The sequence below is a fragment of the Neobacillus vireti genome (assembly GCF_036962465.1).
Classification (GTDB): Bacteria; Bacillota; Bacilli; order Bacillales; family Cytobacillaceae; genus Neobacillus; species Neobacillus vireti_B.
The window spans coordinates 1-16,346 of the sequence record NZ_JBALNF010000088.1; the positions used below are offsets into that span (position 1 = coordinate 1).

The 16,346-nt window shown below is 38.6% G+C and carries 14 protein-coding genes; 5 read left to right on the plus strand and 9 right to left on the minus strand.

All coding sequences use genetic code 11. From position 1 onward, the window contains the following. The 3 genes from V7077_RS26770 to V7077_RS26780 form a co-directional block, all read right to left on the minus strand. A partial coding sequence (locus V7077_RS26770; RefSeq protein WP_335507642.1) for an alpha/beta fold hydrolase occupies positions 1-733 on the minus strand: 733 nt, incomplete at its 3' end. Between the two features lie 66 nt (positions 734-799). Then, a complete protein-coding gene (gene phbB / locus V7077_RS26775; RefSeq protein ID WP_335507644.1) occupies positions 800-1,543 on the minus strand; it encodes an acetoacetyl-CoA reductase in 744 nt (247 codons plus the stop codon). Between the two features lie 36 nt (positions 1,544-1,579). After that, complete coding sequence (locus tag V7077_RS26780) at positions 1,580-1,975, minus strand: polyhydroxyalkanoic acid synthase subunit PhaR (protein WP_335507646.1); 396 nt, start codon at positions 1,973-1,975, stop codon at positions 1,580-1,582. A 446-nt stretch (positions 1,976-2,421) separates the two neighbouring features. On the opposite strand from V7077_RS26780, the gene fabG reads away from it, so the two are divergent. The 4 genes from fabG to V7077_RS26800 all read left to right on the plus strand — a co-directional run bounded on the left by fabG (position 2,422) and on the right by V7077_RS26800 (position 6,113). Beyond that, positions 2,422-3,156: a 3-oxoacyl-[acyl-carrier-protein] reductase gene (gene fabG, locus V7077_RS26785; RefSeq protein WP_335507648.1), complete on the plus strand. Its 735-nt coding sequence runs from the start codon at positions 2,422-2,424 to the stop codon at positions 3,154-3,156. A 503-nt stretch (positions 3,157-3,659) separates the two neighbouring features. Next, the gene (locus V7077_RS26790) at positions 3,660-4,847 is read left to right on the plus strand and encodes an acetyl-CoA C-acetyltransferase (protein WP_335507650.1); all 1,188 of its coding nucleotides are present in this window, start codon (positions 3,660-3,662) and stop codon (positions 4,845-4,847) included. Between the two features lie 177 nt (positions 4,848-5,024). Beyond that, a complete protein-coding gene (locus V7077_RS26795) occupies positions 5,025-5,228 on the plus strand; it encodes a hypothetical protein (protein WP_335507652.1) in 204 nt (67 codons plus the stop codon). 237 nt (positions 5,229-5,465) lie between these two features. After that, entirely contained in the window at positions 5,466-6,113 is a 648-nt protein-coding gene (locus tag V7077_RS26800) for a tetratricopeptide repeat protein (protein WP_335507654.1), read from the plus strand. A 126-nt stretch (positions 6,114-6,239) separates the two neighbouring features. Here V7077_RS26800 and V7077_RS26805 read toward each other — a convergent pair whose 3' ends face one another. Genes V7077_RS26805 through V7077_RS26820 form a run of 4 tightly spaced genes read right to left on the minus strand, consistent with a single transcriptional unit; the run spans position 6,240 to position 11,032 of the window. Next, complete coding sequence (locus V7077_RS26805) at positions 6,240-7,874, minus strand: M20/M25/M40 family metallo-hydrolase (RefSeq protein WP_335507656.1); 1,635 nt, start codon at positions 7,872-7,874, stop codon at positions 6,240-6,242. Between the two features lie 58 nt (positions 7,875-7,932). Then, a complete protein-coding gene (locus V7077_RS26810; RefSeq protein WP_335507658.1) occupies positions 7,933-9,363 on the minus strand; it encodes an amino acid permease in 1,431 nt (476 codons plus the stop codon). A 33-nt stretch (positions 9,364-9,396) separates the two neighbouring features. After that, positions 9,397-10,158 (minus strand): dimethylarginine dimethylaminohydrolase family protein, encoded by a 762-nt coding sequence (locus V7077_RS26815; protein ID WP_335507660.1) that lies wholly within the window; start codon positions 10,156-10,158, stop codon positions 9,397-9,399. A 19-nt stretch (positions 10,159-10,177) separates the two neighbouring features. Continuing rightward, positions 10,178-11,032, minus strand: a complete 855-nt coding sequence (locus V7077_RS26820; RefSeq protein WP_335507690.1) for a dimethylarginine dimethylaminohydrolase family protein — start codon at positions 11,030-11,032, stop codon at positions 10,178-10,180. Positions 11,033-11,200: 168 nt separating this feature from the next. Between V7077_RS26820 and V7077_RS26825 the strand changes: the two genes are divergently transcribed. Further along, complete coding sequence (locus V7077_RS26825; RefSeq protein ID WP_335507662.1) at positions 11,201-11,938, plus strand: IclR family transcriptional regulator; 738 nt, start codon at positions 11,201-11,203, stop codon at positions 11,936-11,938. Positions 11,939-12,008: 70 nt separating this feature from the next. Here V7077_RS26825 and V7077_RS26830 read toward each other — a convergent pair whose 3' ends face one another. Together V7077_RS26830 and V7077_RS26835 are read right to left on the minus strand one after the other, a co-directional pair. Then, a complete protein-coding gene (locus V7077_RS26830) occupies positions 12,009-12,938 on the minus strand; it encodes a phosphate ABC transporter substrate-binding protein (RefSeq protein ID WP_335507664.1) in 930 nt (309 codons plus the stop codon). A 259-nt stretch (positions 12,939-13,197) separates the two neighbouring features. After that, complete coding sequence (locus V7077_RS26835) at positions 13,198-16,284, minus strand: efflux RND transporter permease subunit (protein WP_335507666.1); 3,087 nt, start codon at positions 16,282-16,284, stop codon at positions 13,198-13,200. Between the last annotated feature and the right edge of the window lie 62 nt (positions 16,285-16,346).

The window sequence follows — 16,346 nt, forward strand, 5'->3', positions numbered from 1 at the left end:
TTACAAAATTGTCATTTTCGACACGGTCAACTAGACTTACAAATGGTCCATAGAAGTTACCCATAGGTTTACTTAACTTGTTTCCAAAGTCAATCATTTCGGGAGGAATCACCCCAAGGGTATCTACTACTTTATCAATGTTAAAGTATTTTTCATTTAGCATGGCTCCATATGATCCTGTATCCGCAAAATCAAACGGACTTGTCATAAAGATCAGATTGCGGATTGGTAATTCTGGATAAAGAGCCGCAAAAATGGATGTCATCGTACCGCCCATACAATAACCAAGAATGGAAATTTCATCAACATTAGAAGTCTTTAAGACCTTTTTAACCGCCCGCGGGATATAGTCAATAATAAAATCATCTAGTTTCATATTTCGATCTTCATAGCCAGGAGTACCCCAATCAAGAAGATAGACATCAAACCCATTATTTACTAGATATTCTATTAAACTTCCACCCTTAGTCAAATCTAAAACGTATGGTTTATTGATTAATGCATACACCAACAGTAATGGGATTTTATGCTTTTTTGGTTGTTCCGAAATATAACGATATAGTTTCGTTTTATTTTTAGTCCAAACCACCTCTTTTGGAGTTGGTCCGACCTCTGGCTGAGGTTCAACAGTTAACACTTGGGTTGCTTTCATCACACGTTTCATTTGCTTTCCATACTCTTCAGGCAAAAAATCAAGAAGCATGTCCCAATCTTTTTCAGCAACTAAGCTCATGTTGCTCACTCCTTCCTTTATTTAGTCATTATTTACTATATACAGAGATTTCTGCCTTAATGACAGTTACATGTAAAGGCCGCCATTAATATTAAGCTGCTGACCAGTAATATAATCGCCATCCTTGCATAAGAAAGCAACGCCGCGAGCCACTTCTTCTGGCTTTCCTAGACGTTTTTGCGGAACTTTTTCTACTATTCCAGCTAGAACTTTTTCAGGAATTGCTTGAACCATTTCAGTTCCGATAAATCCTGGGCAAATCGCATTAACAGTTACATTTGTTTTTGCTAGTTCAAGAGCTAGAGATTTCGTGTACCCAATTAACCCGGCTTTTGCGGCAGCATAGTTGGTTTGACCAAAACCTCCAGCTTGTCCAATAATGGATGAAATATTGATAATACGGCCGGCATCTGATTCAAGAAGATACGGTAATGCAGCTGATGTTGTATTATAAACACTGTTTAAATTGACATCGATTACCCTTCTCCAGTCTTCAGAGCTAAGTTTTTTAAATGTACTGTCTCTCGTGATACCTGCGTTGTTAACCAGAATATCTATTCTTCCAAAATGATCAATTGTTTCCTGAACAAGATGGGCTGCATCCTCACTATTGGAAACATCAGCACGGATCGCATATGCTTCTCCGCCGATTTCATTTATATCAGCGACCATTTTTTCAGCTAGTTCAGCACGAGTAACAAAGTTAAGAACCACTTTTGCACCCTGTCTTGCAAGTTCCATTGAAATAGCTGCACCAATACCTCTGCTGCCGCCTGTTACAATTGCTACTTTGCCGTTTAAGTTTGTCATTTGCCCATACCCCTTTTTTATGTTTTAGTCTGCTTTTTATTCTGCCGTTTTTAATAAAGAGAGAATTTGATTTAGTTTTTTATCCAAGTTCTTCATTTCGGATTTCAAATCAGTTAATTCGCGTTTAAATGACACCGGATTTTCAGTGCTCTCTAGTCTATCCTCCAGCAACTCTTCTAAGCTGTCGACTTTTGCATCGACATTCACAATTTGCGAGGACAAGTTGGCAAGATCCTTGCGTGATGGCAGGTTGCCCAGCTCTAAATACTTCTCAGTGGTTTCATCGATTAATTTTTTCAATTGTAGATTCATGTCCAAAAGTTGGCCAATTCCCTGAGAAGGAAAAGATTCCATTATTTTTTCATCATATAAATTACTAGTCTGGTTATATAGATCCTTCCAGGCTTCAAAGATATTAAAGTTTGAACTCATTTTTCTTCCTCCTATGATTTTATCGACATTTTAATCATACTAACATCCATCAAACAATTAAAGAACAAACATTAAAAATAATCAAAAAATATTATTGCATTTTACGACAATTTTCTAACCTCTATGTAGATTACATATATAGAATTTTTTTATAACCCAAACAAACCCAATAACGGCAATGTTTAAAGCGTTTTCACTACAGAGAATGATTTTTCCTTTAGTTCTATTTTTGTTATGAATTGAATAATATTTTTAGCAAATTGCAATTGCTTTTTATAGAATCATTCCTTGTTTGATGATGCTGGATTCAACGTTCCTTCAACATGAATCGACAAATTTATTTTATTTGCTGTTTTTTTGTTCACAATTTAGACAAATTTCAGACTGAATGGTTTCTCTTCGTGAATTCTGGTCGATGGATGAATTTTAAAAAAGAGGTGGTAAGTTTGAAGTTTAATGAAAGCGTTGTTTTGATTACTGGCGGAGCACAGGGAATTGGAAAAGAAACAGCAAAAAAATTTCTACAAGAAGGAGCGTTTGTTGTTATTTGTGATTATGATGAAGAAGCTGGAAGAAAAGCATTGGAAGATTTGAATGATGAAAAGGCCGAATTCTTTCAAGTCAATGTAACGGATAGCTCCCAAATCGAAGGTATGGTTCAATCTATTATCCAAAAGCATGGTAAAATTGATGTCCTGATAAACAATGCCGGGATTACCCTTGATGGCTTCCTTACTAAAATGGACGAAGCAGATTGGGAGAAAGTGATTTCGGTTAATCTGTCAGGTGTATTTAAATGTACCAAGGCTGTCGCTCCTATTATGTTAAAACAAGGTTCGGGCGTGATCCTAAACGCTTCTTCCGTTGTCGGGCTATATGGAAACATCGGACAAACGAATTATGCTGCAACTAAAGCCGGGGTAATCGGGTTAACGAAAAGCTGGGGGAAGGAATTTGGGCCGAAAGGTATAAGAGTGAATGCCGTTGCACCTGGCTTTATTGAAACAGGAATGACTGCAGCAGTTCCAGAAAAAGTTCTTAATTATATGAAAGATAAAACACCACTTAAAAAACTTGGTCAACCAGAAGATATTGCAGCCGCTTACCTTTTCTTAGCTTCAGATGATGCCAAGTATATTAATGGCACGATATTAAGTGTGGATGGAGGTCTAGTTATTTAGATTGTTCGGATAACTTGCCGAAATTTGTTTAGAAAATAAATAAGATAAAAGGGAAAAACCATCATGTTTTTCCCTTCTCTTTTTTAGCAACAAACACACAAAAACACTATTACTATTTTAACAAACTGTTTTGGCTGATTTACTAGAATTATGCCTTGTAAAAGAACAGTTAGGACCTCACCAAAAATTTATTTCTACAACAACTGCTAAATTAAAAGAAATTTCAACAAAATTCGCTCTATTTATTTTCATTGAATTATCTCTTCTTATTTTGATTCTGAGGCGAATGGAAAATTATCCTCTTCCCCCACTCTCAATTGAAATTCCATCCCAAAAGACTTTCCTCTCAATCAAGTAAATTTACCGCCAGCCAATTAATTATATAAAAAAGCAAGCTACTAAATTTGTCGAAGAATTACTTAGAAAACTAACTACTAGATGTAGTATCATATGGGAGAAATTATACATAGGAGTATAATAAATTTGCTTTAGGAGTGATTCAGGTGACAGTAAACGAAGTTGTTATTGTAAGTGCTGTTAGAACACCAATTGGAAGTTTTCTAGGAAGTTTACAAAATGTTTCGGTTAAAGAGCTTGGGACAACAGTCATAAAAGCGGCTATTGAAAGAGCAGGAATTTCTCCTACTAATGTTGATCAAGTTATTATGGGAAACGTGCTACAATCGGGCGCAGGCCAAAATCCAGCTAGACAAGCTTCCCTTGCAGCCGGAGTACCACAGGAATCACCTGCAATGACCATTAACATGGTTTGTGGATCCGGCTTAAGAGCGGTTCACTTAGCAACACAAGCAATACTTTCCGGCGAAGCTGAAGTGGTTGTAGCTGGAGGAATGGAAAATATGAGTCAAGCTCCCTATTTATTAAAAGGCGGCCGCAACGGATTTAAAATGGGAGATCAGAAAATTCTCGACAGCATGATTCAGGACGGATTATGGTGCGCCGAAAATGATTATCACATGGGTGTAACAGCTGAAAATCTCGCTGAAAAATATGAAATCACACGCGTTGAGCAAGATGAATTTTCTGCCTGGAGCCAACAAAAGGCCCAAGCTGCGATTGAGTCCAATCGATTCGCAGATGAAATTGTTCCTGTTGAAATCCCAGGCCGCAAAGGTCAGGTAAGCGTATTCAGCCAGGATGAGTTCCCTAAGTTTGGAACGACTGCAGCTGGCCTAGAAAAACTTCGCCCAGCCTTTAAAAAGGATGGAACGGTTACAGCCGCAAGTGCTTCAGGAATTAATGATGGTGCTGCTGCATTAGTCGTTATGAGCCGTAAAAAAGCCGAAGAACTGCAGCTTAAACCATTAGTCGTTATTAAAGCAAATGCGGTTGCTGGGGTTGATCCGAGCATTATGGGAATTGGTCCAGTCCCAGCAGTAAAAAAAGCTCTCCAAACAGCTTCTTTATCTTTAGAAGAGGTGGATTTAATTGAAGCAAATGAAGCATTTGCTGCCCAAGCAATCGCAGTAGACCGTGAATTGCATTTTAATAAGGAAAAGTTAAACGTAAATGGCGGTGCGATTGCCCTAGGTCATCCAATTGGGGCCAGCGGAGCAAGAATTTTGGTTTCTTTAATTCATGAAATGAAGAAACGTGAAAATCGTTTTGGTTTAGCTACATTGTGTGTCGGTGGAGGCCAAGGTGTCGCTACCATCGTTGAAAACATTTAAACCCCCCATGAATATCTAAAGAATTACGGCAGGACAACCTTATTCTGAATTATTATAAGATTCAAAATAAATTCACGATTCGTTCATTCGTTGTGCATGATTGGTCTTATAATAAGCTTAAAGGGAAAATGAAAGTTTCTTCTCTTCCCTTAATTATTCAGAAGGGAGGTCCTGATCATGTCATTCGCTGATTATCATGATATTTACCGGATTTGTACTACCTATAATGGTGGTGGGCAATCGTCGGGTATTGGTAAATTAGGAATGGATATGACACCTAGTTCTTCAGTTAGTGATTTACAATCGGCACATTCTAACCGTTGGTGGGAACTTGTTGAAAAAGAAATTCAACAGGAAAAAAGAGAAACAGTCCTTATCTAGCTATTCCATGTGAATAACAGGTAAATAGAAGTCAGCATTTTGTTCAAGTTAATTAAGCATCCCTTGATGATTCTCTCATAAAGAATACAAGGGATGTTCATTTATCCATCCTAATTTTACTTATTAACCTACGATTACTTGAAAACAAATAGGTTCTCCTATAAATGACCAAGCTCTAGTGGTTTAATTTTTTTACTTGCGGCTACATTTTAACAAGAAGTATTAGGAGGGATTAATTTGAATTGTAATGAATCTAACATTAATAATGACTATAATAAAATGCTCAATACTGATCAAATTCGGTCAGAAAACATTACTCCAGAGGATCTCTTTAAAGAATACAAGCGATTCTATGAAACTGAAAGCTTCCTGGAAGCATTCGATATTCTTGCTCAAATCATCAATAAAGGATTTCCTGCTGCAGAGTTTGAAATGGGGAAACATCATTATTTTGGAAATGACCAGTTAGGTATTACCAAAGATTATCTAAGGGCATTCGAGTATTTTTCTGATGCTGCCGTTCTAGGACATACAGGTGCTCTTTATTATCAAGGGATGATGTATCTAAAAGGTTTAGGGGTTGTCTTTGATATTAATCAGGCATTGCATTCCCTAAATTTGGCTGCCACTCAGGGGGAAATTGAAGCATTAAATGCACTTGGTAAGATCTATCAGTACGGCTATTCTGATATTTTACCAGATTATAAAAAAGCAGAAAGCTACTATAAGAATGCCATTCATTTAGGGTATCCGCCATCCATGTTAAATCTTGCCGTATTGCTTGAAAATCAGTTGAGGTTTGAAGAGGCTTATGAATTAATAATTGAATCTGCAAAGCATGGGTATATGGGAGCGATACATTATGGCTTGAGTACATACAAATAATGTATTCACTCGATATTATTTTTAATATTTTAGAATACTTTTGTACGTTTCCAAATAGTTATAGAAACGATCGTACTATTGTTATGTAAACATGAAAAATGCCCCCAAATCTGGGGGCATTTCCAGTTAGTTGGAATTACTAGGTATCTGGGACCTACTAGCAGCAATCATTTTTATCATTCCTTCAACAAGGAATGGAACCTCTTCAAAGGCATTTTTCATGTGTAGTCGTTCCGTGCGTTTATGGGCATCTTTTCCAAACGGCCCAACATTTAAGACAGGAGCTTGGAGTTTGACCATTGCATCAAAAGGAATGGTATAGCTGCTCCCCCATACAGGCGTATTTGCTTTAAAGGCAGTCCACCCTTTTCCATTATCTTGATAGTTTAGATAACTTAAGTCGCTGATTCCATTGAAATAATGTACTTGTTTGATAGGTAAGGCAAATTTCTTTAATCCTTCTTCCTGAACATATTGAACACACTTTTTCACAAGATCCTCGTGTGAAGAATTAACTGCTGGATAATAAGGTGGTGCATAAATTAACACGATCGCTGGTGCGAGTTCTTGGCACTCAATCATAAGGCTGTCGGCAATTCTTAACGATTTTTCACGGTCATCCCAATTAGAATTAGCTTGAACCTCCACCTTCACCTTCTCCACTAGGTCTAGACCAAATTTTCGAATCGCATGCCTTTGTAAATCTTCAAAACGCAAAACCCGGACTTCCCCAATAGGTGTGGCGGATTGCTTAAGACAAACATCTTTATAAGATTGATTGCATGCTCTCGCAGCATCTTGAGCAATTTTTTCAAATATCTCCATAATTTCTTCAGCGGTCCGTTTCATTAAAAAAACATTATACAACGCTGCTGACCGATATGGAGTTTGAACGGAGTATTCCAATCGTAAATCCTTTTGCTGGAGTGTTACGGGAAGCGGAGTGGTTTCCCCCATCACATTTTCCTGCAGGTTCATATTCCACTCCATCCGCTGCGTTAAAAATGAAGCAATATATGGTGCTGTTATACCACTAAGCGGTTCACCTACATGTGTTTCTTTCCCATAAAAGAGTGCGGAAGGCATAATTTTTCCGATTGAACCAGAATAAACATAATAACTTCTGTCCCCTGGTTCTTGCGTAAAGACCGGCTCTCCATTTAAGAATAACTTATAGTCGAGTTGATGCTCTTCTTTTAGATCTAATAATTTGGTCACTGCCGCTCGCATACCTGATGAATTAACCTCCTCATCAGGAACGGTAAGTAAGAGGAGATTAATTGGCCATTTCTCAACCGCTGCTTTTTCAAGTAACCCCATGTGCATGGCGAGTCCCATTTTCATGTCCATTGTCCCTCTGCCAAATAAATATTGACTCGATAATAGATCAACCTGAGCATCTCTGGTTAATTCATCCATTCTATCAAAAAGCAGCTTGGTAAGAGCTTCAGGTTGATAGGCATAAGGCTCAAGGTCTCCATATTCTTCCGTGTTTACAGTATCAAAATGACTTATTAAAACAATTGTGTCCTTTACGTCCTTATGGCGATATAATGCGGTTAAAAAACGACGGCCCAAATCTGCTTCATTCAGTTTTAGGTTACTAGGATTGTCTCGAAAATATTGGAGTTCTTTCAATTTCGTCTCAACCTTACCGGGAAATTCACGTTCCCCCTCCGTTAAAGTCATACTATGCCAACTCACTAGTTCACACAACAATCCTCTTAATGCTTCCGGTGTTCCCCACCTAAGCTGTTCCATTTTCGTTTACTCCTTTAAAATCAATTCGCAAAATATATTACTATATTAATATCTAAACTTAATGTTTTTGTGAAAGATCACTGTCCACCTGTGATGGACTCTGTACATTTGTGGTGCCTGACACCCTATTTTTGAAATAGAAGGATAGGTAACAAATCAGCAGGAATCCTAATCCGATGAGGAGCCCTATTAGTTGGGTTGGGTCAAATGCTAGAAATATTAAGATTGAAACACAACATACAATGCAAACGAGGGGAATGAACGGGTAGAATGGAACTCTATATTGTAAATCTTCCACTTTTCCACCCTGCCCAAGGTATTTACGGCGAAACATGAATTGGGAGAGGGCAATCCCGATCCATGAGATAGTGACAGATATTCCTGCAATGGACATCAATAATACAAAAACGGTATCGGCAGCAAGCACACTAGTTAACAAAGATAGCAGTGAAAAAATCATGGTAAAGACTAGGGCTGTAAACGGGACCTTTCGTTTAGATAATTTACCGAACACTTTTGGCGCCATTCCTTCATGTGACATTGCCCACAAGAGTCTAGTGGATGCATAGATACATGAATTTCCAACTGATAAAATGGCGGTCAGAATCACAAAGTTCATGATATCTGGTGCAAAAGGAATTCCAGCCAGATCCATTAAGGTCACGAATGGGCTTTCCAGTAATCCAAGCTCCTTCGTTGGAAAAATGGCTGATAAGATAATAATGGAGGCAAGATAAAAAACAATAATTCTAACTAACACGTTGCGAATGGCACGAGGAATGTTCTTTTGAGGTTCTTCGCTCTCACCTGCCGCAATGCCAATCAATTCAGATCCTTGATACGAGAAAATTACATTCATCATCGTTACAAACAGAATGGCAATTCCAGCAGGGAATAAACTAGTTGGGGCCAGATTTTGCAATAAAGGAGCTGGCCGATCCCCTAAAGGAATAATTCCAAATATAGCCCCTACACCAATGATAATAAAAAAGATTACGGCTACAACTTTAATGCCCGAAAACCAATATTCAGCCTCAGCGAATCCTCTTGTTGTTAAAGCATTCAATAAAAATAACAAGAGAATAAACACAGCACACCAAACCCAAACAGATACATCCGGAAACCATCGCTTCATAATAATTCCGGCGGCGGTGAATTCTACTCCAGCCGTAGTAGCAGAGCCAATGAAATACATCCAGCCCAGCGAAAAGCCAGCGGAGGGATTAATAAATTTACTTGCATACGTTTGAAAGGAACCGGTAACAGGCATATAGACAGCAAGCTCTCCTAAACATACCATGACAAGGTACAAAATGATGCCTCCGAAAATATACCCTATGAAGGCACCGCCTGCTCCTGCCTGATTAATCGTATAACCAGCATTTAAAAACAACCCCGTTCCAATGACTCCCCCTAATGAAAGCATAAATAAATGACGGCGTTTCATTGACCGATTTAATTGTTCTTTCTGAACCCCTTGATCTCCCATCCGCTCTCCCACCCCTCTTAAAATTGCATTCTATTAAAAACGCAGTGACAAACAGCTTAATCCGCCATCCAATTTTCGAAACTCAGACATTTCGAGTTCAATTGTTTGATAGCCGGCTTCATTAATTTTTTGTTTCGTCACAGGATTGCCAGCAGGAATAATGACATAGTCATTGACACGGATGCAATTGGCCGCATATTCCTCTTCAGGAGGAACAATAATTTTATTAAAAGAGTTGAAGTCGGGATGGTCGATAAATTCTCCAGCAACAACAATGGTTTGATCCCCTAAATAGGCGATCCCTGTCTTTAGATGAAAAAATTTCTCCAAATAAATAATCGTCGCCTTATAACCCTCGGATTCAAATATTTGTTTTAATTGTCTGGCACCTTCTACGTTTGTTCTCACAGAGACGCCAATATAGAAATGGTCTTCTGTCTGTAAAATATCGCCTCCATCAAGAGTGCCAGGAGCTTTAATATAATAAATAGTTTCATAGAAAGTCTTAATAACAGGTTCCATATCATGGATTTCTCCGTTCCGAGAAAGGGCTCCCGGGTTGGAGATAACAGCAAATCTTGGAGTCAATACCGCTGTATCCTCGACAAAAGTGGAATCTGGAAATTCAACCGTACTCGGTAAAACCGTTACCTCCGTTCCACATTTTTCTAAAGCACGAATGTATGCTTTATGCTGTTCTAAAGCTTTTGCTAATTCTGGTCTTCCCAGATCGGAAGTGGTCAAACCATTCACATAACTTTCACCCGGTATTTTTACAATCGTATGTTTAAACATGTTCCATCCTCCTCTATTTTTATTCACGAACAACTGGACATGTCAGACAGGTCGGCCCGCCCGTCCCTAAATACGAGATTTCATTTCCGTCATATTCATGTACAACTGCCCCTGCCTCAATTAATTGTTGCTTCGTATATGGGTTTCCACTGACGATTACACATACTCTTGGCGCTAAAGCAAGAACATTACAGCCAAGCCGATCGTATTCTTCATCAGTTACCTCTATTAATTCAAAGCCTCGCTTGATAAGTAACTGTCTTAGAAAGACAGGCATTAGCTTGGAATACACTACTGCTAGATTTTCATCTACGATACTGATGAACGACATAAGGTGAAGACATTCCTCCTCTCCTTGATGATGCGGCAACTGAACAATTATGCATTCATCCACTAAATCTTTTGTGATTTCTTGAATCTGTCGGATAGCTTCATCATTCGTACGGTACCCTCTGCCAATTAACAACGTACGATCGTCGAGCCATACAAGGTCTCCTCCATCAGCCACCGCATCACCGGTAAGTTCCCCTAGGATTGGAATGTTCTTGTCATGTAAAAAACGTTTATAGGCTTGTGCTTCGGGTTGACGCAGCCTTTTCCCTGATTTTAAAATAATTGCCCCATTTTTGGTGAATTTAACTGGGTCATGGGCATAAAGAGAATCTAATCCTACTGTTTCTGTTGCAGGTAAAAACTCTATTTCAGCTACATGTTCTTTCATAATGGCAAGAAACTGTTCAAATTCTAGATGTGCCTTTATGTAATCTGGTTCCTGGATGTAATTGAAATTTTTCCAGGCATTACTCAAATGCTCCTGACTAATAAAAGCATCCTTAGGATGTTTCATAATCACTTTTGATAACTTTTTATACATGGAAGAAACCAAATCAACCTCCCCTTTCTTTTTCCGTATAGTGGAAAACATTTTCTTAGAATGGAATTTTATAATATGATATTATAGTAGGTGAAGTAACATGTCAATATATTTTGAATTTACAGATTATTAATAAAAAAATAAAGATAGTTGATAGGAGTTGGTCACATGCAAACGATTGACCGAGCAATGCACGTAATTAAAGTGCTAAATGATAGCGATATAAAAAGAGGGTATTCTATAACAGATTTATCAAAGGAATGTGAGCTGCCGGTCAGTACCATGCATCGGCTATTACAATCCATGATTAAACATGGACTAGTTCAGCAAGATCCTGATTTAAAACTCTATTCGATGGGCAATACCTGGTTAGAGTATGGCTTAAAGATGTATGACACTTATGATTTTGTCGGGCTGATTCGTCCCGAAATGGAGAAATTAATGTATGAGGTAGAAGAGTGTATTTATTTTAGTAAACCAATTGGCTTAGAGTCCTTAGTGATGGAGCGGATTGACTGCCCGCATAACCCGATTCGAATTTATGATCAATTGGGAATCCGTATCCCTTTGAATATCGGTGCAGCGGGTAAGATAATGTTAGCTAATCTGCCAAAGACCGAAGCCTTATCAATTGTAAACCAATTAGTTCCGAGAGAAGAGACAGAATCATTCTTACAGCTGCTAGAGTCCATTCGTAAGCAAGGATATGGGGAAAGCCATGAGGAAAAAACCAAAGGTACCTCCTCGGTTGCAGCCCCGATCTTTAATCATTCAAACGAACTAATCGGAGCGCTCAGTATCGGTTATGTTAACTTCAATTTATCAGAAGAAAGGCAGCGTTATCTAATTGAACAAGTTATCCAATATGGTATACGTATCTCCGCGAAGCTTGGAAGCAAGCGGTAATCACTTTAAATAGACTAAAAAAAGGTAAATGCATCTCTGCATTTACCTACCTTTTTAAGAATAATGAATCTTATTTATTTGATTGATTTCCCTTAGCATCACGTTCTACTTCCATTTTTGTTACAGGAAGGTATCCTTGATCTTGTAATAGCTTGTTTTGGATTTCTTCTGACATCATATAATCTAGGAATTCTTTAGCAAGATCAGTAGCTTCACCCTTTGTATAGGAATGCTCATATGCCCATACAGGGAATTTACCAGATTGTACATTTTCAGCGGTTGGTTCTACACCATCAATCGAAAGAGGTGTTACAGAATCATCTGTGAAGTAAGAGAATGCTAGATAACCAATGGCTCCATCTGTTTCATTAATAATCTTTTTAACTGTGTTAGATGAATCTTCCGTAATACCTTCAGCAGGCGTTGCACCATCAAGAGCAAATTTATTGAATACAGCACGTGTACCTGAAGAGTCAGGACGGTTTACAAGAACGATTTTTTGGTCTTTTCCGCCAAGTTCTTTCCAGTTAGTGATTTTTCCAGTGAATACTTTGATTAAATCGTCTTTTTTAATATCTTTAATCCCTACTTTAGGGTTAACAGCTGCTGTCATACCTACAACCGCTACTTTATGGTCTACTAATTGATCCGCAGGGATGCCTTCTTTTTCTTCAGCAAATACGTCAGAGTTACCTATTTGAACAGATCCTTCAGCCACTTGTGATAAACCTGTACCAGAGCCACCAGCTTGTACTTGTATATCCACTTTTGGATTAGCAGCCATGAATTCTTCTGCTGCTGCTGCTACTAAAGGCTGCATAGCCGATGAACCAGAGATCGATAATGAACCTGAAAGTTCATTCTTTTCCTCAGTTTTAGTTGTTGATTTTTCACTGCTGCTTGCTGATTTGTCTGTAGATGTTCCGCCTCCACATGCAGCCATGAAAACCATTACTGCTGCGAAAATTGTAAGTAGGCTTAGATTTTTCAAACGTTTCATTTGCTTTATTTCCCCCTAGTGATTCATATCAATTTATGAATCTATTTGTTTTCCTTACAAGATTTAATATAGACCATAAGTATTAATTCAGTTTTAATTACATGTAAAGGTTTTGTAAAGTTCCCTTTTTGTTAGTTTAATAGTTTTAGCAAATGCCACTTTTTTTGTCTTGAATTAAAGAACTGAAAAAGAGCAGAACTCTGCGTTTAGATGCCTGAATTCCGCTCTTTTTACGCTCATTATAAAGTTGGATAAATAATTATGCTGATAATCCTTGCTGCTGTTTTATAGATGAATTATCTACTTTCCCACTCAACCATTTATAAACAATTGGAATGATCAAGAGGCAAATAAGCGTAGAACTGATCATACCTCCAACAACCGCCACCCCCAGTGTTTGGGAAATGACAGTGTCCCCTTTCCCTGTCACTGCTAATGGAAGGACTGTTAAAATTGTTGTTACCGCAGTCATTAAGACAGGTCTAACTCTTGTCGCCGTTCCACTCAGAATGGCAAAATTTAGTTCTAAACCTTCCGAAAGGTTTCTTTCAATCTTATCGACAAGGACAATCCCGTTTGTGACCACAATTCCCGTTAACATCATCAATCCTACTAGTGCCGCGAGATTCCATTCAAGTCGAAAAATCATCATTGCCAGAACAGAGCCGATAAACGCTAATGGAATGCACACTAAAACGGATAAAGGTGCTCTCCAACCCCGGAATACAGCACTAATAATTAGCAGAACAAGCAAAATGGAAAAGAACAAAGCGATCGCCATCTCATATATCATTTCATATACTTGTTCAGGAGCACCCGCAAAGGAATACTTGATCCCCTCTGGCAGCGAAGTTTTTCCTAGGGTATTTTTGACTTGTTTTGTGACTTTTCCGATATCACGCGAAATAATATTTGCTGTAATTACCGCATACGGCTTCCCATCCTTCTCTTGAATAACCGAGGAACCTACTGGTTTTAATACAGCTAGTTGATCTAGTGTCACTTTTTCTCCTTGTTTACTTAGGAAACTCTCCCCGCCCATTAAAGTAAAAATATCGGTTGTACTGCCATTTTGTTTATCCGTATGAATGACAATTGGAAATGTATTTTGATTAATAGAGATGAACCCTTGTGTTCCCTCAGCGGTATATTGCTGAATTCGTTTTAAAACATCATCTAGCTTAATGCCATAATGTTCGATCGCCTTGCGGTTAAATGTAATCTGATACTGGGGTATATGATCTTCATCATCCGCAATCCCCTGTACGGAAAGTCCGGGAACAAGCTTAAGCTTGGTTCGCAAGGTTTGGGCCATTGTTTCCAGCGTCTGACTATCCGCCCCGGTAAGATTGATCTTTAATTGGGAATCGTCACCGGCGATGCTTTGATTCGAAACCGTGTATACAGCTTTACTTGACAATGTATTTAATTGTTTCTGAAAACTCAGGATAAAGGCATCTACATCGGTATCCTTCTTTACCGTTATGGACAAATTGGCAATGTTCGGTTTCTGAAGCCAGCCTCCTCCGGCATCAAATACATCATCCGATTGCGGGGTAAAAGAGGAACCGAGTCCTGATGAAAACGAATCGACTTTAGAATTTGTTTCTAATAATTTTTCCAACCTTCTTACTTCTGCGTCTACTTCCGTTAATGAAGTATTTTGTGGCAATTCCACTTGTACCGCTATTTGTCCTTTGTTAGTAGACATCGGTAAAAAATTAACGGGAAGGAAGGCGGCTCCCACCAATGATAATAAAAATAAAGCGATAAATGCGAAAAACACTTTTTTATTGTGAGCAAACACCCAAGTAATTATTTTATGGGCAACGGGTTCTAATTTATCATCGTTTGAGATTGGTTTTCCCTTCCAGAAAAGGTTGTATAGTGCTGGAACAACCAAAATAGAAACAAATAGGGAGATGATTAAAGCAATCACAACTGACCATGCAAAACCTGAAAAAGCCGAACTAACTAAACCTCCTATAAGTGCTATCGGAATATAGACAGCTACAGTAGTGGCCGTTGATGAAACAATCGCAGGAATCATTTCACAAACCGCACCTGTTAGCAATGGAATACTGTTTTCCCCCTGTGTTTTATACACCTTCCGATTCATATTATCAAGGATGACAATTGAGTCATCGACTACCCTGCCCATTGCAACAATCAGGCCAGAAACAGTAAGAATATTGAGACTGATTCCCATTGTTTTTAATAAACCAGTTGTAGCTAATAAACTGATTGGCAAGGAAATGACAATTAGTAAGGTGGAACGGACTTTACGGAAAAACAGAAAGACACAAATCATTGAAAACAAGCAGCCTAATAGACCCTCTTTTATCAAACCATTTAAAGATTCATTGACCAGATTTCCTTGATTAAAGAGAATAGACGCCTTTATATCCTTATTTTTCAATGCAGGAATATCCTTCATTTTCTCCTTGACTCGGTCAGTTACATCGGTAATATTGGAGGATGGTGTCTTTAAAACATCGATTAGAACACTCGGTTTTCCGTTGGTTCTTGATACAGTCTCTAGGTTGACAATCGAATTTGAAATATCGGCCACTTTAGAAAGTGGAACCGTTATCCCTTCTCCGTTATGAATAGGCAACTGTAACAAATCTTGTTGATTTAATACCCAGCCGGAGACCTGGACAGGAATGGATACTTGGTTGTTAGAAACTTTTCCCTCTATTCCAGTCCGATAGTTTTCTTCAAGGGATTGTTTTGCATCATTTACTGTTAATCCAGCTTTATTTAAATCGGCCATCCGCAAATTAACTGCATAACCGGCTGTTCCCCCACCGGATACGCGCACATCACTAACACCTGGCACTGTTTTCAATCGATTGACGAAATCCTCTTGTATAGAGGTTCTGAGCATATTTTCTGTTATATTTTCAGACGAACTCATTAGACTCAATCTTATTATCGGCATGGAGTGAGTACTAAGACGGGTTACTAGCGGCTTTTCAATACCAGTCGGCAATTTGATATCCGCTAATGCTTTTGTCACCTGTTCCTCCGCTTGCTTCATATCATAGTTCATGGGGAAGTTCAAACTGATCAACGACCCGCCATTGAATGAGTTCGTTTCCACATCTTGAAGACCGTCCACTACCCTGAGTGCCTGCCCAATCGGTTCTGTAATTTCCGCTTTTATTTGGCCGGCCTGATATTGATCAGCGCGAACAGTGATGGAGAGAGTAGAATTATTAATTTCCGGCAGATAATCGCGCTGTATTTGTCGCGCTGACATCCCACCCCACAAAAGGATAAGAACCATTAAAGTGACTATGAGAATCGAACGTTTCATCGTTTCATTTATTATTCGTTTCATGTTATTTATTTGGGCAATGAGAGCCCAAATTTCCCCCTCTTATAGGTAATTGATGCTTGGAT

Bases quoted from the DNA above. Each gene is read 5' to 3' on its own strand.
- V7077_RS26810 (WP_335507658.1), bottom strand. From the start codon at position 9,363: ATGGGAGATCAAGGGGTTCAGAAAGAACAATTAAATCGGTCAATGAAA.
- V7077_RS26805 (WP_335507656.1), bottom strand. From the start codon at position 7,874: ATGGAACAGCTTAGGTGGGGAACACCGGAAGCATTAAGAGGATTGTTG.
- phbB (WP_335507644.1), bottom strand. From the start codon at position 1,543: ATGACAAACTTAAACGGCAAAGTAGCAATTGTAACAGGCGGCAGCAGA.
- V7077_RS26830 (WP_335507664.1), bottom strand. From the start codon at position 12,938: ATGAAACGTTTGAAAAATCTAAGCCTACTTACAATTTTCGCAGCAGTA.
- V7077_RS26815 (WP_335507660.1), bottom strand. From the start codon at position 10,158: ATGTTTAAACATACGATTGTAAAAATACCGGGTGAAAGTTATGTGAAT.
- V7077_RS26795 (WP_335507652.1), top strand. From the start codon at position 5,025: ATGTCATTCGCTGATTATCATGATATTTACCGGATTTGTACTACCTAT.
- V7077_RS26835 (WP_335507666.1), bottom strand. From the start codon at position 16,284: ATGAAACGAATAATAAATGAAACGATGAAACGTTCGATTCTCATAGTC.
- V7077_RS26825 (WP_335507662.1), top strand. From the start codon at position 11,201: ATGCAAACGATTGACCGAGCAATGCACGTAATTAAAGTGCTAAATGAT.
- V7077_RS26780 (WP_335507646.1), bottom strand. From the start codon at position 1,975: ATGAGTTCAAACTTTAATATCTTTGAAGCCTGGAAGGATCTATATAAC.
- V7077_RS26820 (WP_335507690.1), bottom strand. From the start codon at position 11,032: ATGTATAAAAAGTTATCAAAAGTGATTATGAAACATCCTAAGGATGCT.